Below are 24,980 nucleotides of genomic sequence, written 5' to 3' on the forward strand. Positions count from 1 at the left end.
GAATGTTACTTTCAAGGGCAAAACCAATTACAGTAAGAAAACGTAGGATTTACAACTAAAAGAGACGAGGCAACTACACTATTTCAGTAATTGCCCAGCTGCCGAACTGCAGGGACTTTCAACCTAGTTCAGCGCCTACTCACTATCCAGGGGACAAGCAATGCCAGATCAATTTATTAAATCAAAAGCTGCGGTAGCATGGGCAGCCGGAGAACCATTAACCATTGAAGAAGTTGACGTTATGCGCCCACGCGCTGGTGAAGTCATGGTTCAGATCGTTGCCTCTGGGGTGTGTCATACTGATGCATTCACATTATCCGGCGAAGATCCCGAGGGCGTGTTTCCTGCCATCATGGGCCATGAAGGTGGCGGAATCGTGGTAGAGATTGGTGAAGGTGTTAGCAGCGTAGCGGTTGGCGACCACGTTATTCCACTCTACACCGCGGAATGCGGCGTCTGTAAATTCTGTACCTCCGGTAAAACTAATCTTTGCCAGGCGGTTCGCGAAACTCAAGGTAAGGGTTTAATGCCCGATGGCACGACGCGCTTCTACAAAGACGGTGAGCCCATCTATCACTACATGGGTTGTTCAACCTTTTCTGAGTACACCGTACTGCCAGAAATCTCCCTCGCTGTGGTTAACCCTGAGGCGCCACTAGAGGAAGTTTGCCTGCTAGGTTGTGGCGTTACCACGGGGATGGGCGCTGTGCTAAATACCGCAAAAGTTGAAGCAGGAGATACCGTAGCGATCTTTGGCTTGGGTGGTATTGGTCTATCCGCAATCATTGGCGCCAGAATGGCCGGCGCTAAACGTATTATTGGCGTTGATATCAATGAGTCTAAGTTTGAGCTTGCGAAGAAGCTTGGCGCTACCGATTGCATCAATCCGAAAAACTATGACCGCCCCATTCAAGAGGTGATTGTTGAGCTGACCGACGGCGGCGTTGACTACTCCTTCGAGTGTATCGGTAACGTAGATATTATGCGTTCGGCGCTTGAGTGTTGTCACAAGGGTTGGGGCGAATCCATCATCATTGGCGTTGCGGGAGCGGGCCAAGAGATTTCCACTCGCCCATTCCAACTCGTAACGGGGCGAGTCTGGCGCGGCACCGCCTTTGGAGGCGTCAAAGGCCGCAGTGAACTTCCTGGTATCGTAGAGCAGTACTTGGCGGGCGATTTCGCCCTAGATGACTTCATTACTCATACACTCCCGCTCGAAGGCATTAACGAGGCATTCGAATTAATGCATGAAGGTAAGAGTATTCGCAGCGTGATTCACTTTAATCACACTGCTAAGTAAGTAATTGGCTCCACTAGGAAGAATTTATGACGGACATTAAGCAGCTCTCACAGACCAAGGTATTCGAGGGTTATCACGCTCAATACAGCCACCAATCCAGCACCCTCAACTGTACTATGCAGTTTGCGATCTTCCTGCCCCCAAGCGCCAGTGAAGATACTCCCGTACCGGTGCTATATTGGCTTTCTGGTCTCACGTGTACTGACGAAAACTTTATGCAAAAGGCAGGCGCCTTGAAGCTAGCGGCAGAACTTGGCATTGCTATTGTGGCGCCGGACACCAGTCCGCGTGGTGACGATGTTCCCGATGATCCGGATGAAGCCTATGACTTTGGTAAGGGCGCGGGATTCTATCTAAACGCCACTCAGGAACCTTGGAACACGCATTATCAGATGTACGATTACGTGGTTTCTGAATTACCAAAGATTATCGAAGCTGAGTTCCCAGTAACCAGTAGGAAGTCTATTTCTGGTCACAGCATGGGCGGACATGGGTCGCTTACCATCGCTATAAAAAATCCGGATAGTTACTGTGCAGTGTCAGCTTTAGCGCCAATTGCCAACCCTTCTAATGGCCTTTGGGGGCAAAAAGCCTTTTCCCATTACCTCGGTGAAGACCGCTCAACGTGGAGTGAATATGATGCCACGGCGCTGATTACCCAGCGTGGGTTTGATAAGCCTATTTTGGCTGATGTGGGCACGGATGACAGCTTTGAAGCTGAAGAGTTACACTCTCAGATATTCCTCGACGCTGCTAAAGCTGCTGGGGTAGACATCGAGTTCAACTATCACGAAGGCTATGATCATGGTTTCTACTTTGTCGCCAGTTTCATTGATGATCACCTGCGTTTTCATGCCAAATATCTACTCGCCGACTAAGTCTATTACGAGCCCCTTAAGGGGCTCTTTATATCTCTAGTGAACTTATAGCAGACCTCTAAACACCTTCGATGGCAACCTTTTTAGGTGTCGTCACAGCGTTTGCTCGCAGGGATAGACGATAGTCGATTAAAGCGGCAACCGCTGAGATCCCTAACAGTATAAATACTTCGCTGCTTACGGAAGAGAACGGTGCTTCGTACAAATGGATTTGAAGGAAATACTGTATACCCGTGGTTGCAGGAAGAGCACTCATCACAAAATGCCACCAGCCTGGTATTGATTCAACTGGCCAGATAAATCCAGCAGTAAACACCAATGGCAATGATGACATAATGACCATCACCACCACCATTTGCGGATGCGATATCAGGCGCCCAAGCAGCTGACCAATTAACAGGGTCGCGATAAAGAAAATACTAAGGTAGGCCATCACGCCAATGCTGAACGCCGAGATGGGCACGTGGTAGAGCGGTAACAACCCATAAAAATACAGCAACGAAAGTCCGAGAAACACCAACAAAAAAGCGCCTAACCTGGCCGAACTCTCTCTAAACCAGCTCTGTTGATAACGATTGCTAGCAATCCCCCGCTGATTTTGCACCCACGTCATCGTGGCCATGCCCATTAAGGCGAGTTGATGCAAAATCAGTAAAAATACGGCAGGAATCACATAGTTACGGTAGCCCAGTTCAGGATTAAACGCATTGACTAGCGCAAGTTCAAAGGGCGTTGATGAATCATTAACAACGGCTGGAGCCCCCCGTAATTGAATCATTTCACTCAGCTCATCGTTAAGCGCCCCCACTGCACCCATTACACCTTCGGCTTGAGTGGCATAGAGCAAGTAGTAAGCCCCATCCCCTCCTAGCGCCAGCGTACTACTCGATCGTCGATACATTGCACGGCTAAAATCCTTGGTTATAACCAGGTAGCCTCGTACCGATTGAGCTTCCACCAGCTCTTGAGCAACTAGCTCACTATGCACAGATCGATCGACGGACACCTGGGGCGTGGCATCAATCATGCGAAGTAAACGCCGTGACGCCACCGTCTGATCTAAGTCTACGGCGACAATAGGAACATCGGTCGGCAGCTGATGCTGATAGGGTAAGGGGTATAAAATAGCGTAGCCAATGGCTGCGATGAAAACGGTCATTCGGGTATTTTCATGAGCAACCAACGCACGTAACTCAAAGATAAGGTCTCGCCACCAGCTCACGCGTGCCTTCCTTTATACACAAAGTGATAGAGCGCGAAGGGTAAGCCAATGATTATAAGCTGACAGCCAATTGCCGTGACGGGATTGAAGGCAATTTCGCCATAGTTGGCTATCGCCAACATCAGCTCGGATGACTGTGCCGCGGGAAGAACATCGCGCCACCACAACGCTAAGCTCGGCATATCACTACTAGGGAAGGTAACGCCCAAAAACGCGAAACTCGGCGCCGTAATAGCCCCTGTTAAACTTGCAGCCTTTGCCGGGTCAGATGGCACTAACAAACAGATCGACCACGCTAAGGCTTGGCAAGTAGCCACAAACAATAGGCTAACTATGACCATCACCAACCAATTGCCAAAGAACGGGTAGGCGAAGAACTGAAAGAGAATAATGCCCGCGACGAAACCCTGAACCAAGAACCACGGGAGCAGCGCTATTTGTCTTCTCATCATTGCCTTAAGTCGCTGTCCTGTTGAGATCCAACCTTCGTCACTTGCGGCAAAGCCTTCGGGTCTTTGGGTAAAATGAACAACGGTTGTTATAGCGATTAGAATTTGCCAAATAGCAAGAAAAATTGCCGGTAGCAAAAACTGACCATAGCTTCCTGAGCGGTTGTAGAGCGAACTCAGCTGTACTTGAACGGGCGCCGCTGCGAACGCTGCATCAGTAGGAGAGAAGGTTAGCCCTAAGGTCTGAAGCCCGCGATTGATAGCCTGATCAACGCCTAATACCGAGGCCACGGCAGAGCGAATCACTTTGGCAATAAGTACTAGCTGACCATTGACTACGGCTCTGACCACGGGCTGTCGACGCGTTAGCACATCACTACCGAAGTTAGCGGGAATGATTACCAGCCCATAAACTTCACCAACTTTCATAGCCTGTTCAGCTTCGAGTGCTGAGGCATAGGAAACCAGTTTAATCGACGGGGATGAATCGAGCTGCCGGAATAGCGAGCGTGATGCTGATGAGTGATCAATATCCACCCATGCTACCGGAACATCCCGAACTACCTGCGCGTTAAAGATGACACTCAGCGCGAGAAAAAGAAGCAGAGGGGCTACTATGAGCAGCCACCATGTACTAGAACGAATCGAGTGAAACATTAGGGATTAACTGCAGCGCTAAGGTGAACTAAGACACTCATTCCGGCGCGAAGATTATCAAGTTCCTCGACGGGTTCTAGCTCCACTTCAAAGGTTCTCATATCATAACCCTGACGACTATCAGTGGCCCGCCACATTGCATAATCCCCCATCACCGCTACATGCCGCACTGTAAACTCCTGCTGCGTTAGCCCTAACGCTGGAATATCAGCACTGACCCTAGCGCCACTAACAAATTGGGGAAGCTGATCTTCGCGGACAGCGAGTACCGCATAAGCCTGACTCATATCAATCAAAGTCACTACTGGGAATCCCGGTGGAACGATTTCACCCGGGCGCATGATGATTTCACTCACCTCCCCTGTCATCCAGCTAAATATTCGGGTATCAGCCTGAAACGCACTCACCTCAGCGACCGCTGCATCAGCCATCGAGAGCTCCGCTCTGGCGGCATCAACAATCTCTTCGCGCGTGCCCTCTTGGACCATGTCGTAAAATGCAGCCGCCGAGGTCGCCGTGAGCTTCGCGGCTTGCCACTGTGCATGAGCTTCGTCACGAAGTTGCAGTGCGACCACGCCGCTATCATATAAAGACTGGATTCGAAGGTACGTGTTATGGAACAGTTCTTCCGCTACCTTGGATTTCTCCCACTGTTCCCGTGCTATCGCAATTTCCTGCTCACGAGCCCCCACCTCTGCTTGGCGAGCTAATGCCCCTACGGCGTCTCGCCCGGCCTCGGCCTGTTGCATTTTCGCATCAAGTTCGGGGCTAACGATAGTGAATATAAGGTCATCAACCGCGACCATCTGCCCCTTCTCTACTAGGACCGAACCTATTCGGCCAGGTACTTTGGAGCTGACAATAAATTCACGCGCCTCAATATGTCCCTGTAAAATTGACTCTGTCGGCTGGAGGAAACTCCAAAGGCTGCGCATTACTAACAATAGAACTAACGCGGCTACGACGATTAGTAACGCTCTTACTGGCTTAGTCATCGAGAGTCTCCACTAGTCCTGATAAACTGATCAATTGACGAACTTAGCGCACATAGCTGCGCATACTGAAAAACGAATGCATAAGCTGCCGCGGCTCTGCGCATTTCTACCACGGTTTTGTAGGTGGTGGCGTCCACGAGATCTCTACTGGTTCCCAAGCCCTCTCTGAATGCCTTTTCGCGGAGCTTTATATTCTCGGCAGCTAATTCAAGCGCCGTGGCTAAACGCTGATATTCAAGTTGTGCCTGTTGGGCTTGCTCATAGGCATGGTTGACCAGCAATTGAAGGTCAGTGCGAGTTTGGCGAGACAAATTCTGCACTTCTAGCTGCACATTATGCGCAGCCTGAACTCTAGCTGATCGCCCACTATTGCTTATCAAGGGTACCGATACCCCCACTCCCACTTGCCAATCTGGCGTTATATCAGCGAGTAAACTATCCCCCTCGTAAGCTTGATAATCGCCGAAGAGAAAGACCGTTGGAGCATATTCACTTTTCTGGAGATCGATCGCTGCGCCGCTTTGCGCAAGTTTTGCATCCAACACATCTAAAGCAGGAAAGGTATTCAATGTTGTTTCGATATAATGCGCAGCAGGGGCTAACTCTACGTCAATAAAAAGGTGAGATTGTAGATTGACGAGATCGCTATTGATCAACTGGTGAAGCGCTAATTCAGCCATCGTTACTTGGCTTTCGGCACGAGCGAGCGCAACCTTGGCATCATCCAACGCAACCAAAGCTTGTAGCGTTTCAACTCGGGCGATCTGCCCCTGCTGCTCCAGCAATGCGGCCGCATCCGCATGCCCCTGGATACTTGCAACTACCTGCTCCTGAAGCTGTTGATTATGGCGTGCCAATTGAAGACCGTAGTAACGCTCCACCAGCACCCCAAAACGTTCGGAAACCTTTAGCTGGAATTCGGCCCGAGACTCATCGTATTGAGAATTGATAATATCCTGAGAGGCCGATATTTTCCCACCGGTATAGATAGGCCACATGGCTTGTAATGAGACGGTGGATAGATTGTCGTCAGTAAAGTCGGTAACCGTAGGTATACCCACTAAGCCAGGCAACGAGGTAATTGCGCCGGGTGCCGACGCAAGCGGTTCAAGATCAAGGATATCTAATTGAATAGGGTCGGCCATCTGAACGTAGGCCATGTTCAGATCTAGTCTCGGCCAATTCAAATCATCAGCTACCTCATTGAGGCTAGTTCTACTATCCAGTTTGGCTCGTTCGGCAGCCAAGACACTGTCATTGGCAAGCACTTCTTGCCAGGCGGCACTGAATGATTGAGCTGAAATAGTTGGCGTCCAAGACATAGTTGCCAAGGTTAGGAATACGCCAACAGCAAGTCGTCGAGCGCCAAAGTTAACGAAGGCAGCGATAGCAGGTACCTCACTCTGATTAAATTGCATGGTCTACTGTTTCAGTATAGACCGTTAATTTTTCGAGGAGAGAGGTATTTCTAATCACCCTTTGCCGCTTAGAGCAGATGCTTTAGTCCAAAACTAATTGGAAATAATCCGCGAGACAACGAATTTCAAAAATCTCATGGAGCCCAGTGAACGACGCCTCAGACCTAGACTCCGAAAAATTGTGAGCAGCTCATTCGGAATATCGGACTCATCAGAGCGAAGCGAAGGAGCGTTCATTCACCTTTTAAATGTAATTGAAACCACTCCAAAGCGGCTTGTCGGCTGCTACCGAGGTTTTCGCCATGATACATGTCGTAATGCCCGCCCGGGAAAGTGACGTATCGTGCATCAGCCTTTTTCTCAACCGCTTCGAATAACAATACTCCATTCAGCTGTCGATCAAACATCGTCTCATCTTCGGCATCAATCACAAGTGTTGGCGTAGCGAGGTGATTAACATATGGCATTAAGTTGAAGCGCTTCAACGCCGGCCAGTCTGGAAAACCCGCTAGCGAAGGATCAATTCTGCTCACTGGTCCTGGGAAGGCAGGTAGTTCACCTCGCGCGGTAAGTGTTTCGATCTGCCACATGCCATCCGCTGGGAGCGCCTGAAGATTGTGAGCGTAATTCACCGGCCCCATCTGACTCACAAACGCTTTCACACGTGGGTCCGTTGCTGCGGGAATCAATCCCAAGCCACCGCCCATGCTGGTGCCCCAAACACCCAAATTATTTGGCATTACCTGGGGCTCACCTCCTAGGAAATAGAGCGCCGCTCTCACATCCGCAGACATTGAGTACGGATCTATAATCCCTCGAACATGTTGCGCTTCCAACATAAAGGTTTGGCTTTCGTCAGCAGCGCCCATAACGGTTGACGCTACCAGCGGACCATCGCTTTCACCCCATCCCTTAAAGTCAAAGGTGAGCACCACGAAACCTTCGGCTGCAATCGCTTCCGCGTAATTACGACCAACGTTAGATTTATTACCTCCCCAACCGGCGATCATAAGAACCCCCGGCAGACGTTGTCCTTCCTCAATAGACTTCGGGGTATAAACGTCACCGGCTAAGCGAACACCCTCGCTCCAAATGGTGACACTGCGCCTATCCACATCGCTGGCATGAGAGATTGAAACGATCCCAACTATAGCCGCAACTAAGCCGACAATTAGGGTGCGCGAAAGTACGGTAAGCTTCTGAGCTGACATAGCTATTTCCTTGTTATTATTAGTTATTGTTCTAGATCGTCAATAACTTCTAGAATCTTTAAACTCAACATTAGCATGTCACCTCTGCGACTATTGTCACCTTTGAGTCAACGTTCTAAGCGTAACAAGCTAGATAGATTTGATTGCTCGCTTTACCAGCAATCTCGCCTTACTAGCAATAGAGGTGGGGATACGCCAAATCCAAGAATTTTGAAAAGATTCAATCTTCGTGTTACTCTCGGTCTGTCGCTACGAACTCTGTGGCCAATATTTTAATTGATGCAGGACGCATGCCATGAAAAAATTTGCCGTTATCTCTGCTGTACTTATTACCCTATCCGCTGGGTGCTCTATGGCGCCACAGTATGCAGTTCAACAATTAGACACTTCAACATTTAGTGTCACATCACCTTATACTGCAATGCCAACACAGCTGGAGCGATTCACCGAGAAAGCCTATTCGGTCGCAACTAACTACTGCGTAGCTCAACAGTCTGCCTTGTCCATAAACGACACTGTCAAGCAGACCACAACAAGTAGCTCAGGTAGCCACAGCAGTTGCGGCGCATCAGCCTGTCCAAGCGGCATGTCTAGCTATGATTTAACTCGAGTTCGAGTGGAATTTAACTGTAGCGAAAGCGCCTAATCTTAACGATTCAGTTCGTGGTTAGCGCTTACCATAGAAGTAGAGGGCGGCTTGATTAATCATGCCGCCCTTTTTGCTTTGATTGAAGGTCTAATTTTCACGCTATGTTTCTCTGCCAGCACCCAATTAAGTATGCAAACTCTCTGAATAGTTGAATGAACGAACGATTCGAATAGTGAGAAATTTCGCCCCATAAATGAAAAAAGCCCCAGCTCTAAGAACTGGGGCTTTCGAGTTTCAGCGCTACAACTTAGAAGTTGTAGTTAACACTCACGCCTGCTGTACGCGGGTTACTCCAGTTAGCCTGAAGACTCGCAATTGACGGGCTCTGGCTTGGGTTGAACACCACTACGCGATTTAACTGCGCTTCGTTCTCCAAGTTCATCACGTAACCCTGTACTTCCCAAGTTGCATCAGGAGAAGCCCAGATTAAACGCAGATCAGTACGTGTGAACGAATCTTGCTTAGCGCCATCTACGTTGATGTCGTAAGCATAGTAGTCACCCGAGTAATAGGTTTGCGCGTACGGAGTAAGCGTACCCATATCACCTAGGTAAATATCATAGCTAGCCTGAAGACCTAAAGTCAGCTCTGGTGCCAGCGCCGGACGGAAGCCCTCAAGATTTAGTAGTGACGACGGGTCGTTAAGGTCCTGACGGCCACCCATATCACCTAAGCCCTGAACCTTAGAAACTTCATACTTACCAAACTCTGCCTGCATAATTGACAGGGAGCCAGAGAGGCTCAACTGGTCAGTTGGGTTCCAGCTCAATTCCGCTTCGAAACCCATGCTATCCAGCTCGCCACCGTTTTCGGTGAACTCTGTGACGCCGGTACCCTGAACCACGAAAGACTGAGCCTGCATGTCACGATATTGGTTTAGGTATAGAGCCGCGTTGAAGACCATAGTGCGATCTAACCACGTAGACTTATAACCCACTTCCCATGCGGTCACCGTCTCTGGGTCATAGGTTAGCGGAACAACTGGGTCAACGAAGTTGATACCACCAGCACGATAACCGGTAGACACCTGGCCATAGATCATTTGATCATCATTTAGATCATGTTCAAGCGCGGCTTTGTACAACACATCGTTCCACTCGCCCTTGCTGCCCTGTCCCTTCATAGGAACCGGCGGCCAAACACTCCAATCAAGTGGGTCGCGCTGTTGTTTGGTGTCTTCAGCGTAGCGAATACCACCCACTAGGCGCATTGCTTCGCTAAGGTGTAGCGTACCGTTAGCAAACACACCGAGTGAGGTACTGACGTAATCACCCTGGTTATCCCAATGTGGGACTTCGGTAACACCGCCCACTCGCTCTAACCAGTTCCAACCAGCGGCTTGTTCGAAGTAATAGGCGCCGCCTAACCACTCAAAGGTATCATTAGCCGGAGAAGTGAACTGAATTTCATGCGACGAGGTATCTTGATCGGAATTCCAACCAACGAAGCCAGAGTCCGTTAAACTACCACCGTCACTGTAATCTGGGTCATAGGTCTGTGAACCTTCAAAATTCGTCTGGTTACCGGTGTACTTGATAACCATCCAATCTGCATCCCACTCTGCTTGAAGAGTAAAGAATGAGCTTTCAAGATCTACGCTCGAAGGCATGTTGCGCGAAACCTTCCACGGCCCTTGATCCGTTGCGGAGGTCGCATCGGAAGGGAGGAACTGGTGACCTGGAAGGAAATTACCGTTGTCGTAGGCACCAATCTGCTGGTAGCCCCAAATTGCCGAACCGTTACCCTCTTGAGTTCCCTGGCCTGCGCGAACAATTACATCCAGAGAGTCAGTTGGTTGCCAACGTAAGCTTCCACGGAAATAGGTGTTGTCTGCGTCGTTGAGGTCATCACTTGGACCATCAACGTAGGTATTCTCAATATAGCCATCACGCTGATCCGTCAAACCTGCTAGACGAACCGCAAGCGTATCGGAAATTGGCAGGTTTACCGCGCCTTCCACCTTACGACGGTCATAGGTACCCGCTAGTGCTTGAACGTAGCCGCTAACCTCATCAAATTCTGGAGCACGGGTATGGATGTTGATGGTACCACCGAAGGTGTTACGACCGTAAAGTGTGCCCTGAGGACCACGAAGTACTTCGATTCGCTCAAGATCCACGTAGGAGCCCAAAGCTTGAGTAGTGGTAGGGACGTAAACGCCATCCTCAAAAATACCAACTACCTGTTCGGCTTCAGAACCAACGTTGTTAGTTCGCGTACCACGAATCGCCAAACGGACTTCGCTACCAGACTGACCGTAGCTCATACCAGGAACGAGGTTCTCGATTCGGCTAACATCTTCAATGCCGCCCTTCGCGATATCTTCAGCGCCCAGAGCGGTAACCGCAACGGAAACACTCTGAATGTCCTGAGATCGCTTCGTCGCCGTAACAATAATTTCTTCGACTTGACGATTGTTAGTTGATTCTTGATCAGTCGCTTCAGCTTCCTGCTGAGCTACTACTGAGCCCGACAGGGCCAACGAGACCCCTAGATAAAGTGCATTACGCTTTACTTCCATTTTTTCGCTCTCCGTATACAGATGTTTATTTTTGTTGTCTTGACACCTTATTCTTAATATAAAACCAAAAGTACTTCGGATGCAAAACTTTTTACTGCGAATGCAAACAGGTTAGTTCTAAGGTCAAAAATACGCTTTATCGTTTAGATAAACTCATTGATTGCAAGGCTAAGTTGGGCGTAACATCATTCTAAACAAACCGATATTTCAGAGTAACGATGATGCCCAGTGAAGCTTTAAAACACACCCAACGACTCCTATCTCAAGGCGACACCCTGGGTGCTATTGATTCACTCGAAGCTATCATTAAGGCAGATCAACAGGATCAGGAGTCTCTCGAGCTACTATGCGGGCTACTGCTGAAGTCAGCCCAAATTACCAAAGCTCAGCGCTACTTAAGTTCACTTAATCCTACCGAGATAAAGTCAGCTAATCTCGCCCGAATGGCGGGCTATATCGCCATCCAATTCGGTGATGCACTGCGTTCAATTGAATGTTATCGACTGGCTTCCGAGGGGCTGCCCGCCAACCTTGAAGTGCAAGTTGAATTTGTCACGGCGCTTCGTATTGGCGGTAAATTCGGCTGGGCGAAACAACAGCTACAGCAACTACTCGCCGTCGCCCCAAACAATTCCTTAGTGTTGGATGAAGCGGGATGGCTGGCACTAGCGCAAGCTAAGTTCAAGGTGGCTATTCAGGCGTTTACCAAAAGTATCTCAACGGATGGTCCTACCGAGCAACGACTCAATGGAATCATCCGCGCCTACCTAGAAATTGATGATCTAAAAAACGCCGGCGACCTATTATTAAAAGCTCGCCAAGAATTCCCCAATAGCACTGATCTGTTGCACCTTGAGGCGGTACTACTCACCAAACTAAAGGAGTTCGAAGCCGCCTATGACTGCTATCAGGCTATTCTAGCGGCCACCCCTGATAAGCGTGATAGCCAACTCAATTTGGGCGTACTTGCGGCAAAACGAGGCGAGCTAGATCTTGCTGAATCATTATTTACTCGCATCATTGAACTCAATCCCTCTGATTTTGAGGCATGGTATCAACTCTCGACGATTGATCCAGCTAACAGTCACGCTGGACTAGTTAATCTGTTCGAACAGCATTGCGCACCGTTTCAGTCCTCCGCTAGGTACTGGTTTGTTTTGGCTAAACTCCAGCATCAGCAAGCCAATTACTCCGACTCATTTGCAAGCACGCAGCGGGCACGTGAGCTGAAAATGAAGGAAGAGGGTTGTGGCGTATCCTTTCCAACTCACTATCAGCTCAATAATTTCAGTCTCCCAAACGCTAGCGCCAATCCCTCGGTTATCTTTGTGACCGGTATGCCTCGCAGCGGCACAACTTTGACTCAACGAATCCTTTCACAACATGAGCAATGTACTGCCATGGGTGAAACTGGGATCATTGCGAAGCTAATCAGCGAACTAAAGCTGGACCCGAATAATCCAAGTGAGTGCCTGAGTCGACTATCGCCTGAGCAAAAGCAGCGCACTCGAGATAAGTTGCTGAAGGATCTTCTGCCTGAGCCGGGTGTGGTAGCTGTTGAACACACACCGATCAACATTTTCTATATTCCTCTCATCGCGGCGCTTCTTCCCGAAGCTAGATTTGTAATCTGCGAGCGCGACCGTACTGACAACTGCCTATCCATTTATCAGCAGTCTCTGTCACGGGAATATCGCTTCGCCAACTCGCCAGGTGCTTTGGCTCAAGTATGGGAACATGCCCGGGAGCTTTCGCAGCTACTCTCAAATGGCTGGAGTGACAGAGTGCACCGTGTTAGCTATGAGCAGCTAGTCACCGAGCCAGAGCAAGTTATTACCAACCTGCTGGACTCAGTTGGCCTACCCTTCGACGAGGCTTGCTTACACCCGCAAAGTGGCTCTCAATGGATCCACTCGCCTAATTTACGGCAGGCTCGCCGAGCGATTCATAACGAATCAGTTAATAAACTATCTCGTTATGGCTCGGCCATTCACCCGTTTATTGCTGAACTGTCACAGTAGTCGATGACAACTTCCGACACCGCTCCCCCTCAATCCACTCCAAGGCAGCTGCTAAGGTATCTTGGTGAGATTGAACACGCACGTCTGGAGTAACGCCATCCGGCTGTGAATCGCCATTAGGTCGAATGATTAAAGCCTTAGGAAAACCTACCTGAAGGTTGGTTTCAGAGAGTCTAAAGTGTTCCATCGCACCGTAAGTGGTGGCCAGGTCAGCGGTTTTCTGCCCAATTAAGGTGCCAAAACCATAGTCTTGAATAATGGCCGCCACCGATACTGCATTACTAAAGGAAGTCTCATCGATTAGCGCAATAACCTCACCCTCAAAACGAGTTCCGTCACGAGGCAGGCTTGAATCAAGGGGAAATGAGAATATCTCCCCAGCCGTTTTTTCGGCAAAGAAAGTCTCATATCGATGCGATATATCAGTCTCATCGAACGTGAGTGCTAAACGCTCCAGATTCGCTTCCCTAGCCTGCGAAGACGCTCGCACTCTAAAATCTGAAGCAAAGGCAAAAGCTTGGTCAGCAAACCAGGCAACAAGATGATCGCTGAAACTATTCGAGCCTCCTGGGTTCGACCTCAAATCAATCACCACATACTCTACATCGGCGGTTATAAATGAATTAAAGGCTTCGTCCACCCAGCGTTTAAATGGCTCAGTGTCCCACGGGTTTTCTCCTTCAGCATGATAAAATGGTCCGGGCTTCAGATAACCAACTTGCGGCGCTAAGAGCTGATAGTCTCTTAGTGGTTCTTTTTGAACCTCAGCTTGCGAGGCATTGGCAATTAACGCCTGCTCATCATAGCTCGTTGTTATAGCGCTAACTGTTACAGGGGAGCCATCGTCGGCCATGATAGTTATCTCATAGCTTTCCCTGGCGCCATCAGCCCACCAGAGCATTCCCTGGAGCTGCATACCCAACATCACATTTTTAAGTTGCTGGTTATCTGCCGCGACGAGGACTTCGTAGCGATCGAGCCATTGCCGAACGGGAAGTCCATCTACGGCGATTACCTTAACTCCTGAATATAACTCCGGCTCCGCTCCGAAATAATCGTCAATAACTACTTCATCGGAACTGATGTCCAAGTAAAGTGATAACGTTTTGCCATCACTCTGTAGGTACGATTGATAGGTATCCATGGGGAATTCAACCCGAGTATGAGCGGTTTCGGTTAGCGCCGTAAAGCTCTGAAACAGCGCGCTAGCTTCTCGGAGTGTTTGTGGGCTATTTATCGAACTAGCGAGTTCCTGATAACGTTGTTCTAGTTCCTCGGCGGAGATTTGATGAAAGGGGTCATACTGGGCCTCAAGTAAGCCGCGGTAGAGTTCGTGAAAATCAGAGCGAATTACCTCAGCGCTGAAGTATTCCTCTTCGGCGAAAAGTACAACAGGGATGAACAAGCTGATAAGTAGCAGAAAGCGTTTCATTATGAACCTCATTAGTGATTAGCCCCGCTAGTCTTGGCCAAACTGGGCGCAACGTCCTGATGATTTACTGAGGTATTTCTGATATTTTCCTGAGGAGACTTTCAAATTAAGTAGAGCTATGACGCAAAAACTACAATTGGGTGAAGTGAACGTTGACCTGTCGCTAGGGGTTATCTCAACCGGGCAAAACCCAACCGACGCTACCCGCGTAGAGCCGAAGTGCATCGCAGTGCTAGCCGAATTGGTTAGTGCTTACCCCCTGATGATTAGTAAAGAAGATTTGATTAAGCAAGCTTGGGGTGACGTTATCGTCAGTGATGACGCCTTACTTAGGGTTATCTCGCAGTTGCGAAAGGCTTTGAAGGATAACGCTCGTTCGCCAAAATTCATTAAAACCATACCGAAACGTGGCTATCAATTAATCTGCTCAGTTAAAGCTCTGCCGAATCTTCCAGCTGAAGAGAATATGCCTAATCATCAAGTTGAAGAGAAAAGAGATGCTTCTCAGGGGGAACTAGTCAGCCATCAGCTAAGACATCGAGTCACATTGCTGCTTGCTATCCTCATACTCGCCGCAGTCGCCTTTTCCGCCTGGGCTTGGATTGAACACCGCCGCGGTAGCCAAGAAGAAACGCTATTTACTGAGCAGCTTGAGCGAGCGGATAACTTTTATCATCAAATGCGTCAAGCGGATAATGAGATGGCTATTAGCCTCTATCAACAGTCTATTGCGATGCGCCCTGACAGTGCAGAGGCCCAATCGGGATTGGCTAATGCGATCGTACAGCGCCTGTTGCGATGGTCCCCGGATGTTAGCAACCCTCAGCAGACATCGATGCGTGAGGCGCTTGAGCAGGGACTGTTTGCCACCGATAGCGCAACAGTCTCGTTGGCGAGAGCGCAGTCACTCGCCCTTCGAGCCGTGGAACTTTCTCCCAATAACCCGAAGACCCACAAAGCGCTAGGATTTGTTCTTACGGCACAGGGCGATTTCGCAGCGGCCAAGGAACACTATGAACAGGCACTTCAACTCGACCCGGACGCCTGGGATGTGCTGATAAATTTAGCGGGTATTTACGATATCGAAGGACAACCACAGGCTGCTCTCAACAGCTATCAGCGCGCCTACGCAGCTATGTCGAGACGCTATGACGTTGACATCGCTAAGATTCGACCCTGGCATTCGGACATCGGCACGTTGATCGCCGACCGTCTCGTTCTAATAAATAAGCCTACTGAAGCGGAAATTTGGTACCGCAAGGTGCTTGCAAACGAACCTCTCCATATTGGTGCTACCGTAGGGCTCTCGAACGTCCTAAGGAGCCAGGGAGAGTTGACTGAGGCGAATTCACTTTGCCGGAATATCAATGAGCGACTAGCTGTTGAAGTTAACTGTTATCCCTAGTGGTCATCCACTTTCCGTCGCACATACGGCACACCGTCTCACGGCACTTTTCTTCAATCAAAAAAAAGCCCAACCAAACGGTTGAGCTTCTTTAATATGGCGTCCCCAAGGGGAGTCGAACCCCTGTTACCGCCGTGCATTAAGAGTGCGGTGTCCACACCGTCTCACGGCACTTTTCTTCAACCAAAAAAAAGCCCAACCAAACGGTTGGGCTTCTTTAATATGGCGTCCCCAAGGGGAGTCGAACCCCTGTTACCGCCGTGAAAGGGCGGTGTCCTAGGCCTCTAGACGATGGGGACTTAGGACGATTTCTTTCGAAACCTAAAGCATCTTTCGATACCAACTAAACAAGCCTAGGTGTTTAGCTTTCTTTCCCGAGAGAAAGAGTTTTCATCTTCATGTTACTGAAGATTATACCTTCGGATAAACGAAGATAATATGGAGCGGGAAACGAGATTCGAACTCGCGACCCCGACCTTGGCAAGGTCGTGCTCTACCAACTGAGCTATTCCCGCAATATGGCGTCCCCAAGGGGAGTCGAACCCCTGTTACCGCCGTGAAAGGGCGGTGTCCTAGGCCTCTAGACGATGGGGACTTAGGACGATTTCTTTCGAAACCAAACAGCATATTTCAATGCCGCTAAACAATCGCTTGTTTAACTCACTTCCTCGAGAGGAAGCCTTCTACCTTTGGGCCAACAAAGATAAATTGGAGCGGGAAACGAGATTCGAACTCGCGACCCCGACCTTGGCAAGGTCGTGCTCTACCAACTGAGCTATTCCCGCAATATGGCGTCCCCAAGGGGAGTCGAACCCCTGTTACCGCCGTGAAAGGGCGGTGTCCTAGGCCTCTAGACGATGGGGACCCAGTACAAGCTTGGCAGTTCATTCCTAACCAAAGCGGCGCGAATATTAAAATCCACGCCGTCTTCTGTCAACGTTTTTTTTATAAATTTCAGTAACTTAGTTTAAGGAAAACCACGTAGCCCTAACTTAAGCGCGTTTGGCTAGCTCAGCTTCAATGTCCGCCTCAATAGCTTCAGGCTTAGTCTTAGGCGCGTAGCGGCGAATTACCTGCCCATCGCGACCCACTAAAAACTTGGTGAAGTTCCATTTTACACCCGTTGTACCGGCGATACCTGGCGCTTTAGTTTTTAAGTAACTGAACAACGGTGACTGGGCGTCGCCGTTCACATCAATCTTTTTAAACAAAGGAAACGAAACACCGAAGTTTAGATCACAAAACGAAGCAATCTCACCATCATCACCTGGTTCCTGTTTACCAAATTGGTTACAGGGAAAGCCGAGTACCTCGAAACCTTCAGCTTTAAACTTTCCATAGATCGACTCCAGACCTTTATACTGAGGAGTAAAACCACATTTACTCGCCGTATTAACGACTAGCAGTACCTTACCCTGGTACTCGTCTAGCGTGACTGATTCGCCTTTGTTAGTTTGCACCTCAAAATCATAGACACTCACTGACGCTCTCCTCGTTAATTAGTTGGTTGCTTAAGCTCTTCGCGGATCGCGCGAATTAGAAAGGCACCATAACCAAAATCACGCTGTTGATCTATTGCGACTACCCGCAGGTCTAATCGAGTTCCTGCTGGAACGGCCTTCACTCTAACGGCCAAAATATAGTGATAGCTTAAGGCCCTGGTAGAAACCCGATATAGAGCCTCAAAATCGCGCGGCTGCCCTATCCGCTCCCAATCATCTCGCAACGCAATACTATTTAGCTGCTGTAGGACCTCAGCGGGCTGCTCCTCCGATAGAAGTATCGGCATAACATCTGGGTAGGACTGCTGCTGCACCGAACTTCTAGGCAGATTGTCCCACCCCTCTATCACCAGAGGGTTCGATAAATCTGTACTGACATCGCGCAGAGCGGGGAGCCCCATATTAGTTGGCCCAATCCACAGCCAGACGACGAGTACGGGGAGCGCAACGATAAGGCCTAAGTAGGACCATCGATCAAACTCCTCAACTCTGGCCCAACGAAACAACGTATAGGGAACGAAGATCAGCGACGCTAGTACAAAGAGCCAAAGCGCCGTCGCAAACATCCAAAGCCCTAGCGCATGCGGCAGAAGTTCTACTTGCTGATTAACGAAGCCCAACAACATCAGAGCAAAACTATACGCTAACGCTTTCTTTGCCCAACCCCAAGCACGCAACTTAAACACTCAAATCACCCAAGCTTAGCAATCGGCTAATTTGACACATCGGTCGCCCACCCTGTTCGCTCCACTCCACAAAATGGCGCTGGATTAAACGCCAGTCACGCTGGCTAGTAGGCGCCTTATCCACCAACCCATAGCGAATGAGTTCACGAACGACATCATCGGACAACATGAAAGTGTCTTTGCCGACCATCCGAAGAAAACTGGCTCCAGAGCGACCTCCTAACTGTGCACCGTAACGCTTCATTCTAATCCACAGTTCGACAATACGATGCTGAGGCCAAGCGGCTATGAATGCACCCACACTGCCTGACTCGGTGCGCCAATCCATCAGCAATTTAGCATTGCGTGGTATCGAAGAGAGTTTTTTACGGTGGCGAATGAGCTGAGCATCGATCATTAGTCGATCGATATCATCGTCACTCAACATAGCGCAACTGACTAAGTCAAAGCCATCAAAGACCCGCTCAAAATTAACCCATCTTGCATCAACAACACGGTGGGTCATCCCCGCTCGAAAAACCCGCCTAGTCAGCTGAGATAAGTAATAGCTATCCGGTAATGCCTCAAGCTCTTCATCGCGCTTGGCATCCGGGAGGTTCAATTCAAGCGCTTTACGGTCGCCGGCAAAACGCTGCAGTGCGCGGTGATAGATCGCGTCATAGGTTGGCGTCACGCGTCGTCACCATCATGCCTGAGTGACGCCGAGTTGATGCAATAGCGTAACCCTGTGGTCTGAGGACCATCGGGAAAAACGTGTCCTAAATGGGCATCGCAGGCAGTACAGACGACTTCAGTTCGCACCATATTGAAGGTGGTATCCACATGTTCAGCTAATGCGCCGGCAATGGGCTGATCGAAACTAGGCCACCCACAGCCTGCATCGAACTTGGTGTCCGATTTAAACAACGGCGCATCACAACAAACACAATGATAGATGCCATCCCGCCAGACATCCCAATATCGTCCGGTAAACGGACGCTCCGTCCCCTTCTCCTGAGTCACTCGGTACTGTTCCGAACTCAGTTCGCTCTGTAATTCCGCTTTACTACGCTTCGGCATAAGTCCTATTCCAAAACCCTATTTTTGTATTCATTATAAACACGCTAGCATGGAAATTGGGGAACAATTATTTGTAATGTGCGGAGCTGCCATGCGCTACCAAAAATCTAACCGCCTTAATGACGTTTGCTATGACATCCGAGGTCCCGTGCTAGACGCCGCCGAGCGCCTTGAGCGCGAAGGGCATCGCATCATTAAACTTAACATCGGCAACCCGGCAGCCTTTCAACTGAATGCTCCCGATGAGATTCTGGTTGATGTCATTGCTAATTTACGCAAAGGCGAAGGGTATTCAAGCTCAAAGGGGCTATTCTCGGCCCGTAAGGCTATTTTCCAGAGCTGGCAAGCGAAAGGCCTTGGTGACATTGACATTAATCACATTTGGCTGGGAAACGGCGTTTCAGAGCTGATCAGCTTGGCCACCAGCGCACTTCTTAATAGTGGCGACGAAGTACTCATTCCCGCTCCCGACTACCCACTCTGGACTGCTGCAGTCACCCTCGCCGGAGCAAATCCGAAGCATTATCACTGCAATGAACGCCAGAACTGGGAGCCGGACATTGAGCATATCCGTTCGCTTATTACCCCCAACACCAAGGCGCTCGTACTGATTAACCCCAATAACCCAACCGGTGCAGTCTATAGTCGCCAATGTTTAGCACAACTTGCAGAGCTAGCTCGACAACATCAATTGGTTGTTTTTGCCGACGAGATCTATGATCGAATTGTCTACGATGAGGCCGAGCACATTCCCTTTGCTCATTTTGCCGATCAGTTTTTGTGCCTGTCATTCAACGGCTTATCGAAAAGCCATCGTCTTGCCGGTTTTCGCTCTGGATGGATGGTTGCCAGCGGCTGTATCGACGAGGCAACAGACCTCCTTGAAGGTATCAACATGCTGGCTTCTATGCGGCTTTGCAGTAATGTCCCTGCGCAGCTCGCAGTTCAGACTGCTCTGGGGGGATATCAGACGATTGATGACTTGGTGGCCCCAGGTGGCCGACTCTACGAACAGCGCAACAAAGCTTACGAACTACTCTGCGCAATCGACGGTATCAGTTGCGTCAAACCTAAAGCTGCGCTGTATTTATTCGTAAAAATTGACACCGAGGTGTACCAAGTTCCCGACGATGAGGAATTAGTCCTGCAATTTTTGCTTCAGCAGCATATTCTATTAGTTCAAGGAAGCGCGTTTAATGTTCCAGAGAAACACTATCTTCGCTTCGTATTTCTGCCGCATATTGAGGATCTGATGATTGCCATTGAACGTCTCGAGACGTTTTTGCAGCAATATAAACGCCATGAACGCTAGCATACCCAACGACTTGAACTTCGAAGATTTTTGCCAAGACAGTGCCCGGGTTTTTCTCTCCCTGATGGTCCAATTTCCGCTGCCGGTAACGCTATACATTGAGGATATTGTTGGCCCCGAGCCTGAGGATGAGTTTGGGATCAAGTCTGAGCGCTATTTGCGAACACTTGGCACCATTAGCTGGTTAGCACACGAGGGCTATATCCGTTACTCGCAGCAGGTTAACCAAGAAGCTTTTGACGACACGGTATTAACCGAGAAAGGCCTGCGATTGCTATTGAACCCCATTCAAGGGCATACCACCTTACTTGATCAACTCCGATCTCAATTGAATGAGCCCAGTAAAATACCCCTGACAATGGTTGCCACGCTATTTCGCTAAGCCCAACTGAGTACTTCTTGAAGCGTGTTCTACCTAGCTACCCTGCTGGGTAGACTGAGAAATTAGACCGTCATTAAATGGATACAACACATGATCGCGATAGCCCGTGATAACGGGAATAAGTCCTGACCACTCCGAGTCTAAATCTGGGTCATTACTATCCATGATCAACGGACGATTAGCTAATCCCACCAACTTTGTTTTAGTCATCGCCACAGTTACTGCGGCTTTTCCTACGCGCCTCAACACCTCCGGCGAGAACTGCTGATTCCCCCGGCCGAAAACATGACCTTGACCGCCGATGGCAGTAACCAATACGTGAACCTCGCCCTGCCAATCATCGATCAGAGTCAATAATTGACTGGCCGTAACGTCTAGCGCCACCACTTCGCCACACTGAACCACATCCACCCCTAGTAGGGTATTGTCCAAGTGGTTATAGTCCATAAATGCTCGTGTGGTAGTGCCCGGCCCTATAATCCACAGCGCATCGGGTTCAAAAAGTTCGGTTAGTTCAGCCGAGATCTCGTCCAACACCAATGCCTCGACCTCTACACCCCCTACCTTAGTAGCCTGAACGAATTGGCCGATTTCAGGGACGTTGAGTTCGCCATAGTAGCGTGATTTAACAACTCCCTCGCGGTAGGCCTTTTCATCCAGATCCCGAACTTCTTGTAGCCTTAAATCAACAAGATCAGCTGCATGAAGCCCCTTAATAACTTCTGCCGCTGCGGTCGGCGTGACTGCAAAGCAACCGGACTGCATTTTTACTCCCGAAGGCAACCCCAATGCCGGCAACTGCGTGCCAATGGCATCAAAGACATTACGAGCAGTGCCATCACCCCCCACGAAGATAAGTAAATCCACGCCACTCTCTGCAATGGTGAGCGCCGCAGTGATAGTATCTTCGGCCGTAGAGGGAACACTAGAAACGCCAACTGTCTGAGCGTCAATTCGTGCACTCGCTAAATAGTCTGCGCCCATGCTTCCTCCCCAGGTTACGAACTGCAAATCTAGATTTGCAGCAAGCAACGCAGTAAGGAACTGCTGTGCACGTTGCGCAGCCCGTAGTTGAACTCCAGACATCAAGAGTTGATCTCTCTCAGCGGTATTATCACTGCCCTTTAGCGCCTCGGCTCCGCCGATACCAGCGTACGGGTTTACAATCCAACCTAGTTTTAACATCTCACGTCTCAAAATTTATCGTTCAGTAGCTGCAACTTCAGCTATGCTCCTCTTCTCTAGCTAGCGTACACCATCCGTCGGACTAACCGTTAAGATAGTGGCTGAATTTACTCAACGTCTTCTACGCTGTTCACTAGGAGGAATTAAAACATGGCAGACCAGTTCGATCACGGCTCTTGGATTCAAGAGGATGGCACCGAAATTCCAATTACTGCAGAGATGATTGGCTCAGCGATCAATCATGCTAAGGCTACTTCCGGCGTACTCCCAGATCAATCCTCGCTAACCCTATTCCATGTCATTCCCAGTCGAAACGTGAAAACTCGTTCCTTTCAGGATAATTTTTGCGTAACGCGTCAAAGCTCACTGCGTTATCCTTAGGGCTACCCACTAACCTTTCTCGAAATAGCTTATCATCTCGCCAAATATCGTAACTGGCAGAAATTCGGTCTTGCCAGGACTTCGATGCCGTAGGTGCAGATAATTTTGGGCCGGCTACCATGTCCCACTCAACTAATGGTTTGCCACTAAGCGATGCCCAAGTATTAAAGATCATCCAAGTACCACGCAGCTTGGCTTCGATGGCGTAACCCGCAATATGAGGGGTAGCAATCTCCGCTCTAGCAATTGACGTAACCGCCACGGCCGGCTCGTCATCCCAAACATCAAGTACCCAACGTAAATCATCTCGCGCGAATAACGCTGCGTCTTGAATAACGGGCCCTCGGCCTGCATTAATCACTACAGTTCCGGGCTTTAGTAAGTGAACATTCGCTTCATCCAACAGTCCAATACTCGGGTAGGCACCGCCTCGCACCAACGGAGTATGAAAACAACAGATATCTGCCTGACGCAGTGCCTCTGGCAGTGAAACTAAAGGTACCACCGCGTGGCTCAAATGAGGGTCAACAGCTACTACGTCAGCGCCTAAACTCCTAAGTCGCAGCGCGACGCGAGAGCCTACGTTGCCACAACCAATCACCGCCGCGGTCCTTCCCACTAAGGGTTGGTCGAGTGCAGCCAAGGCAGCCATAACATAGTCGGCAACACTATCTGCATTACAACCGGGTGCAGATGACCATGCAATTTTCTGCTGCTCGAGATAGGGAATATCTAGGTGATCCGTACCAATAGTGCAGGTCCCGATGAATTTCGGCAGAGCGTGTGAAAGCAGGCTCTTGTTGACTGACGTAACCGAGCGAACTACTAAGGCATCGCAACCGATTAAATCATCGCTGGTCATGGTACGCCCATTCAGACGCACAATATCATTGAAGTAGGAACCGAATAGCTGCTCTACCCCGGGAATGTTTTCATCGACGACCAACTTCATAGTATTTCCTTAATCTAATACTTAGCTAATTCAACTCGATACGATCTGGAAGTGAAGCCGAGCAGATAATTTCGCCACCAAACACTGCAGCTAAGGCCTCAGCAATCTGTTGTGCTCGAGGAGGAAAAGCTGTTGCTACGTAATCCTGTAACTGATTATATACGGCGTCCTTCAGAGCAGTTGGGTCATTAGGATGTGCAAGATTATCAGTACTGACGCCAAATTTTAAACCCGCTGCTACCGACAAGAACCACTCTACTGCCTGGGGCTTCGCTTCAACCTCTACGAACTTCTCCTGCTGTTGAGCACATCGACCATCCGGGGTATACCAATACCCATAATCCGCTTGCGATCGGCGTTGCTCTCCAGCAATACACCAATGAGCTATTTCGTGAAGTGCTGAACGTTCATAGTCAAGACGATAGTAAATACGCGCTGGAGAACTATTCTTAGCGGGGAGATATAGCGGTTCATCCGCCCCGCCCAACAATTCAGTATTGTGCGAGAAACTGAAAACCTCAGCGAAAACCTCACAAATACGAAGATCGACCCTCGACGGTACTATCGAGGGAGATAATCGGTTGTCTAACGACACGCGTTACTCCGAATAAAAACTATACTTAGAAGGCGCAAGTTTACTTAACTTGCGAGTCTGAGGCAGTATTATGAACCCTAGCATAAAACACGACAAGTCCGACCCAAATGTCACGGGTATATTCTCTAAGAAGGTGACTAACGACGCCCCGATTTCACCGATCATCAGTATCAGTCCGGAGCTAGCCGGTATTAAAATGATCTACCAATGTGATGATGACGCCCGTTACTACTCACTCCCGATTCTCTGCTGGTCGATACTAGCAAGTGGCCGGATAACAGGGCTAGTAGCCTGGCAAGGCTCGGTGTGTCCCTGTGATAAAGTACAGCTCGCATATGGCGGAAAATGGGTTGGCTATCAAAGCATGAATTCAAAGACCTTAGAGTTCGAAGCACCAGAATCGAAACGGGCCGAGCTTCAAACTATGACCCGACAAACTGAAAGAAACCAACCGCTATTAATTCCTGATATTATCGGTACTCACGCCCTGCTCTTGGCAGATCGCGAAGGTGGATACAATTTGAAACCCGTCGTAGGATGGAGATTCACCAATGGGGAAATTATCGGACTGTTTCACAACCACTACGAAAAGCGAAGTAAGCCGCTTTCAGAGCAACACTTGATGGCAGTAGATACGCCCGGAACAGGCTTCGTTTACTACTTTCACTATGCCATAGCAAAGCGCGTCCATGCCAAGGAACCAAGCGCAATGGCTAGCATGCGAGCGCTAGTATCTAGACTAACGCTGTAAGGGGGAAATAGACCTCA

At 49.4% G+C, this 24,980-nt stretch carries 22 protein-coding genes and 5 tRNA genes; 8 read left to right on the forward strand and 19 right to left on the reverse strand.

The window, feature by feature from the left end:
• Nucleotides 1-160: 160 nt before the first annotated feature.
• Together Q0698_RS04415 and fghA are read left to right on the forward strand one after the other, a co-directional pair.
• On the forward strand, nt 161-1,300 hold the full coding sequence (locus Q0698_RS04415) for an S-(hydroxymethyl)glutathione dehydrogenase/class III alcohol dehydrogenase (RefSeq protein ID WP_298634120.1): 1,140 nt from the start codon (nt 161-163) through the stop codon (nt 1,298-1,300).
• A gap of 26 nt (nt 1,301-1,326) precedes the next feature.
• Entirely contained in the window at nt 1,327-2,178 is an 852-nt protein-coding gene (fghA, locus tag Q0698_RS04420; RefSeq protein WP_298634122.1) for an S-formylglutathione hydrolase, read from the forward strand.
• 58 nt (nt 2,179-2,236) lie between these two features.
• On the opposite strand, the gene Q0698_RS04425 is transcribed toward fghA, so the two are convergent.
• From Q0698_RS04425 to Q0698_RS04445, 5 genes are all read right to left on the reverse strand, one after another.
• Nucleotides 2,237-3,400 carry an ABC transporter permease gene (locus Q0698_RS04425; protein WP_298634124.1) on the reverse strand — a complete coding sequence of 388 codons (1,164 nt, stop codon included), beginning with the start codon at nt 3,398-3,400 and terminating at the stop codon, nt 2,237-2,239.
• Complete coding sequence (locus Q0698_RS04430) at nt 3,397-4,506, reverse strand: ABC transporter permease (RefSeq protein ID WP_298634127.1); 1,110 nt, start codon at nt 4,504-4,506, stop codon at nt 3,397-3,399. Before Q0698_RS04430 ends, Q0698_RS04425 begins: the two co-directional genes overlap by 4 nt.
• On the reverse strand, nt 4,506-5,501 hold the full coding sequence (locus Q0698_RS04435) for an efflux RND transporter periplasmic adaptor subunit (RefSeq protein ID WP_298634129.1): 996 nt from the start codon (nt 5,499-5,501) through the stop codon (nt 4,506-4,508). The genes Q0698_RS04430 and Q0698_RS04435 overlap by 1 nt, the downstream gene beginning before the upstream one ends.
• Nucleotides 5,498-6,919 (reverse strand): TolC family protein, encoded by a 1,422-nt coding sequence (locus Q0698_RS04440; protein ID WP_298634131.1) that lies wholly within the window; start codon nt 6,917-6,919, stop codon nt 5,498-5,500. Before Q0698_RS04440 ends, Q0698_RS04435 begins: the two co-directional genes overlap by 4 nt.
• Before the next feature lie 233 nt (nt 6,920-7,152).
• On the reverse strand, nt 7,153-8,130 hold the full coding sequence (locus Q0698_RS04445) for an alpha/beta fold hydrolase (RefSeq protein ID WP_298634133.1): 978 nt from the start codon (nt 8,128-8,130) through the stop codon (nt 7,153-7,155).
• A gap of 295 nt (nt 8,131-8,425) precedes the next feature.
• Here Q0698_RS04445 and Q0698_RS04450 point away from each other — a divergent pair, with 295 nt between their 5' ends.
• On the forward strand, nt 8,426-8,776 hold the full coding sequence (locus Q0698_RS04450) for a hypothetical protein (RefSeq protein ID WP_298634135.1): 351 nt from the start codon (nt 8,426-8,428) through the stop codon (nt 8,774-8,776).
• Nucleotides 8,777-9,026: 250 nt separating this feature from the next.
• Here Q0698_RS04450 and Q0698_RS04455 read toward each other — a convergent pair whose 3' ends face one another.
• Nucleotides 9,027-11,300 (reverse strand): TonB-dependent receptor, encoded by a 2,274-nt coding sequence (locus tag Q0698_RS04455; RefSeq protein ID WP_298634137.1) that lies wholly within the window; start codon nt 11,298-11,300, stop codon nt 9,027-9,029.
• 218 nt (nt 11,301-11,518) lie between these two features.
• Here Q0698_RS04455 and Q0698_RS04460 point away from each other — a divergent pair, with 218 nt between their 5' ends.
• Nucleotides 11,519-13,321: a sulfotransferase gene (locus tag Q0698_RS04460; protein WP_298634139.1), complete on the forward strand. Its 1,803-nt coding sequence runs from the start codon at nt 11,519-11,521 to the stop codon at nt 13,319-13,321.
• On the opposite strand, the gene Q0698_RS04465 is transcribed toward Q0698_RS04460, so the two are convergent.
• Complete coding sequence (locus Q0698_RS04465) at nt 13,299-14,753, reverse strand: S41 family peptidase (RefSeq protein ID WP_298634141.1); 1,455 nt, start codon at nt 14,751-14,753, stop codon at nt 13,299-13,301. The genes Q0698_RS04460 and Q0698_RS04465 overlap by 23 nt on opposite strands.
• Nucleotides 14,754-14,871: 118 nt before the next feature.
• Between Q0698_RS04465 and Q0698_RS04470 the strand changes: the two genes are divergently transcribed.
• Nucleotides 14,872-16,158: a tetratricopeptide repeat protein gene (locus tag Q0698_RS04470; RefSeq protein ID WP_298634143.1), complete on the forward strand. Its 1,287-nt coding sequence runs from the start codon at nt 14,872-14,874 to the stop codon at nt 16,156-16,158.
• Between the two features lie 223 nt (nt 16,159-16,381).
• Here the strand turns inward: Q0698_RS04470 and Q0698_RS04475 are convergent.
• The 9 genes from Q0698_RS04475 to msrB all read right to left on the reverse strand — a co-directional run bounded on the left by Q0698_RS04475 (nt 16,382) and on the right by msrB (nt 19,405).
• Nucleotides 16,382-16,457 (reverse strand) — tRNA-Glu (locus tag Q0698_RS04475).
• A gap of 140 nt (nt 16,458-16,597) precedes the next feature.
• Nucleotides 16,598-16,673: transfer RNA gene (locus Q0698_RS04480), tRNA-Gly, on the reverse strand.
• A gap of 4 nt (nt 16,674-16,677) precedes the next feature.
• Nucleotides 16,678-16,753 (reverse strand) — tRNA-Glu (locus tag Q0698_RS04485).
• Nucleotides 16,754-16,867: 114 nt separating this feature from the next.
• A tRNA-Gly gene (locus tag Q0698_RS04490) sits at nt 16,868-16,943 on the reverse strand.
• Nucleotides 16,944-16,947: 4 nt separating this feature from the next.
• Nucleotides 16,948-17,023 (reverse strand) — tRNA-Glu (locus Q0698_RS04495).
• Nucleotides 17,024-17,150: 127 nt separating this feature from the next.
• On the reverse strand, nt 17,151-17,639 hold the full coding sequence (locus tag Q0698_RS04500) for a glutathione peroxidase (protein WP_298634145.1): 489 nt from the start codon (nt 17,637-17,639) through the stop codon (nt 17,151-17,153).
• A gap of 14 nt (nt 17,640-17,653) precedes the next feature.
• Nucleotides 17,654-18,346, reverse strand: coding sequence for a hypothetical protein (locus Q0698_RS04505; RefSeq protein ID WP_298634147.1), 693 nt, complete (start codon nt 18,344-18,346; stop codon nt 17,654-17,656).
• Nucleotides 18,339-19,019 carry a DNA-3-methyladenine glycosylase I gene (locus Q0698_RS04510; protein ID WP_298634148.1) on the reverse strand — a complete coding sequence of 227 codons (681 nt, stop codon included), beginning with the start codon at nt 19,017-19,019 and terminating at the stop codon, nt 18,339-18,341. The genes Q0698_RS04505 and Q0698_RS04510 overlap by 8 nt, the downstream gene beginning before the upstream one ends.
• A complete protein-coding gene (gene msrB / locus Q0698_RS04515) occupies nt 19,016-19,405 on the reverse strand; it encodes a peptide-methionine (R)-S-oxide reductase MsrB (protein WP_298634150.1) in 390 nt (129 codons plus the stop codon). The genes Q0698_RS04510 and msrB overlap by 4 nt, the downstream gene beginning before the upstream one ends.
• 91 nt (nt 19,406-19,496) lie before the next feature.
• Between msrB and Q0698_RS04520 the strand changes: the two genes are divergently transcribed.
• Nucleotides 19,497-20,717, forward strand: a complete 1,221-nt coding sequence (locus Q0698_RS04520; protein ID WP_298634152.1) for a pyridoxal phosphate-dependent aminotransferase — start codon at nt 19,497-19,499, stop codon at nt 20,715-20,717.
• Nucleotides 20,707-21,099: a hypothetical protein gene (locus Q0698_RS04525; RefSeq protein ID WP_298634154.1), complete on the forward strand. Its 393-nt coding sequence runs from the start codon at nt 20,707-20,709 to the stop codon at nt 21,097-21,099. Before Q0698_RS04520 ends, Q0698_RS04525 begins: the two co-directional genes overlap by 11 nt.
• A gap of 33 nt (nt 21,100-21,132) precedes the next feature.
• Here Q0698_RS04525 and Q0698_RS04530 read toward each other — a convergent pair whose 3' ends face one another.
• From Q0698_RS04530 to Q0698_RS04540, 3 genes are all read right to left on the reverse strand, one after another.
• A complete protein-coding gene (locus tag Q0698_RS04530; RefSeq protein ID WP_298634156.1) occupies nt 21,133-22,284 on the reverse strand; it encodes an ATP-NAD kinase family protein in 1,152 nt (383 codons plus the stop codon).
• Between the two features lie 298 nt (nt 22,285-22,582).
• Entirely contained in the window at nt 22,583-23,617 is a 1,035-nt protein-coding gene (locus Q0698_RS04535; RefSeq protein ID WP_298634158.1) for a 4-phosphoerythronate dehydrogenase, read from the reverse strand.
• A gap of 25 nt (nt 23,618-23,642) precedes the next feature.
• Nucleotides 23,643-24,212: an elongation factor P hydroxylase gene (locus Q0698_RS04540; protein ID WP_298634160.1), complete on the reverse strand. Its 570-nt coding sequence runs from the start codon at nt 24,210-24,212 to the stop codon at nt 23,643-23,645.
• 70 nt (nt 24,213-24,282) lie between these two features.
• Between Q0698_RS04540 and Q0698_RS04545 the strand changes: the two genes are divergently transcribed.
• Nucleotides 24,283-24,963 (forward strand): hypothetical protein, encoded by a 681-nt coding sequence (locus Q0698_RS04545; RefSeq protein WP_298634161.1) that lies wholly within the window; start codon nt 24,283-24,285, stop codon nt 24,961-24,963.
• Nucleotides 24,964-24,980: the final 17 nt, after the last annotated feature.

The organism is uncultured Umboniibacter sp. (assembly GCF_947497555.1).
Taxonomy (GTDB): Bacteria; Pseudomonadota; Gammaproteobacteria; order Pseudomonadales; family DSM-25080; genus Umboniibacter.

Excerpts from the sequence above, each read along its gene's own strand:
- Q0698_RS04435 (WP_298634129.1), bottom strand. The coding sequence starts at position 5,501 with ATGACTAAGCCAGTAAGAGCGTTACTAATCGTCGTAGCCGCGTTAGTT.
- Q0698_RS04460 (WP_298634139.1), top strand. The coding sequence starts at position 11,519 with ATGATGCCCAGTGAAGCTTTAAAACACACCCAACGACTCCTATCTCAA.
- Q0698_RS04535 (WP_298634158.1), bottom strand. The coding sequence starts at position 23,617 with ATGAAGTTGGTCGTCGATGAAAACATTCCCGGGGTAGAGCAGCTATTC.
- Q0698_RS04465 (WP_298634141.1), bottom strand. The coding sequence starts at position 14,753 with ATGAAACGCTTTCTGCTACTTATCAGCTTGTTCATCCCTGTTGTACTT.
- Q0698_RS04545 (WP_298634161.1), top strand. The coding sequence starts at position 24,283 with ATGAACCCTAGCATAAAACACGACAAGTCCGACCCAAATGTCACGGGT.
- Q0698_RS04440 (WP_298634131.1), bottom strand. The coding sequence starts at position 6,919 with ATGCAATTTAATCAGAGTGAGGTACCTGCTATCGCTGCCTTCGTTAAC.
- Q0698_RS04415 (WP_298634120.1), top strand. The coding sequence starts at position 161 with ATGCCAGATCAATTTATTAAATCAAAAGCTGCGGTAGCATGGGCAGCC.
- fghA (WP_298634122.1), top strand. The coding sequence starts at position 1,327 with ATGACGGACATTAAGCAGCTCTCACAGACCAAGGTATTCGAGGGTTAT.
- Q0698_RS04520 (WP_298634152.1), top strand. The coding sequence starts at position 19,497 with ATGCGCTACCAAAAATCTAACCGCCTTAATGACGTTTGCTATGACATC.
- Q0698_RS04470 (WP_298634143.1), top strand. The coding sequence starts at position 14,872 with ATGACGCAAAAACTACAATTGGGTGAAGTGAACGTTGACCTGTCGCTA.
- Q0698_RS04525 (WP_298634154.1), top strand. The coding sequence starts at position 20,707 with ATGAACGCTAGCATACCCAACGACTTGAACTTCGAAGATTTTTGCCAA.
- Q0698_RS04530 (WP_298634156.1), bottom strand. The coding sequence starts at position 22,284 with ATGTTAAAACTAGGTTGGATTGTAAACCCGTACGCTGGTATCGGCGGA.
- Q0698_RS04430 (WP_298634127.1), bottom strand. The coding sequence starts at position 4,506 with ATGTTTCACTCGATTCGTTCTAGTACATGGTGGCTGCTCATAGTAGCC.
- Q0698_RS04445 (WP_298634133.1), bottom strand. The coding sequence starts at position 8,130 with ATGTCAGCTCAGAAGCTTACCGTACTTTCGCGCACCCTAATTGTCGGC.
- msrB (WP_298634150.1), bottom strand. The coding sequence starts at position 19,405 with ATGCCGAAGCGTAGTAAAGCGGAATTACAGAGCGAACTGAGTTCGGAA.
- Q0698_RS04450 (WP_298634135.1), top strand. The coding sequence starts at position 8,426 with ATGAAAAAATTTGCCGTTATCTCTGCTGTACTTATTACCCTATCCGCT.
- Q0698_RS04455 (WP_298634137.1), bottom strand. The coding sequence starts at position 11,300 with ATGGAAGTAAAGCGTAATGCACTTTATCTAGGGGTCTCGTTGGCCCTG.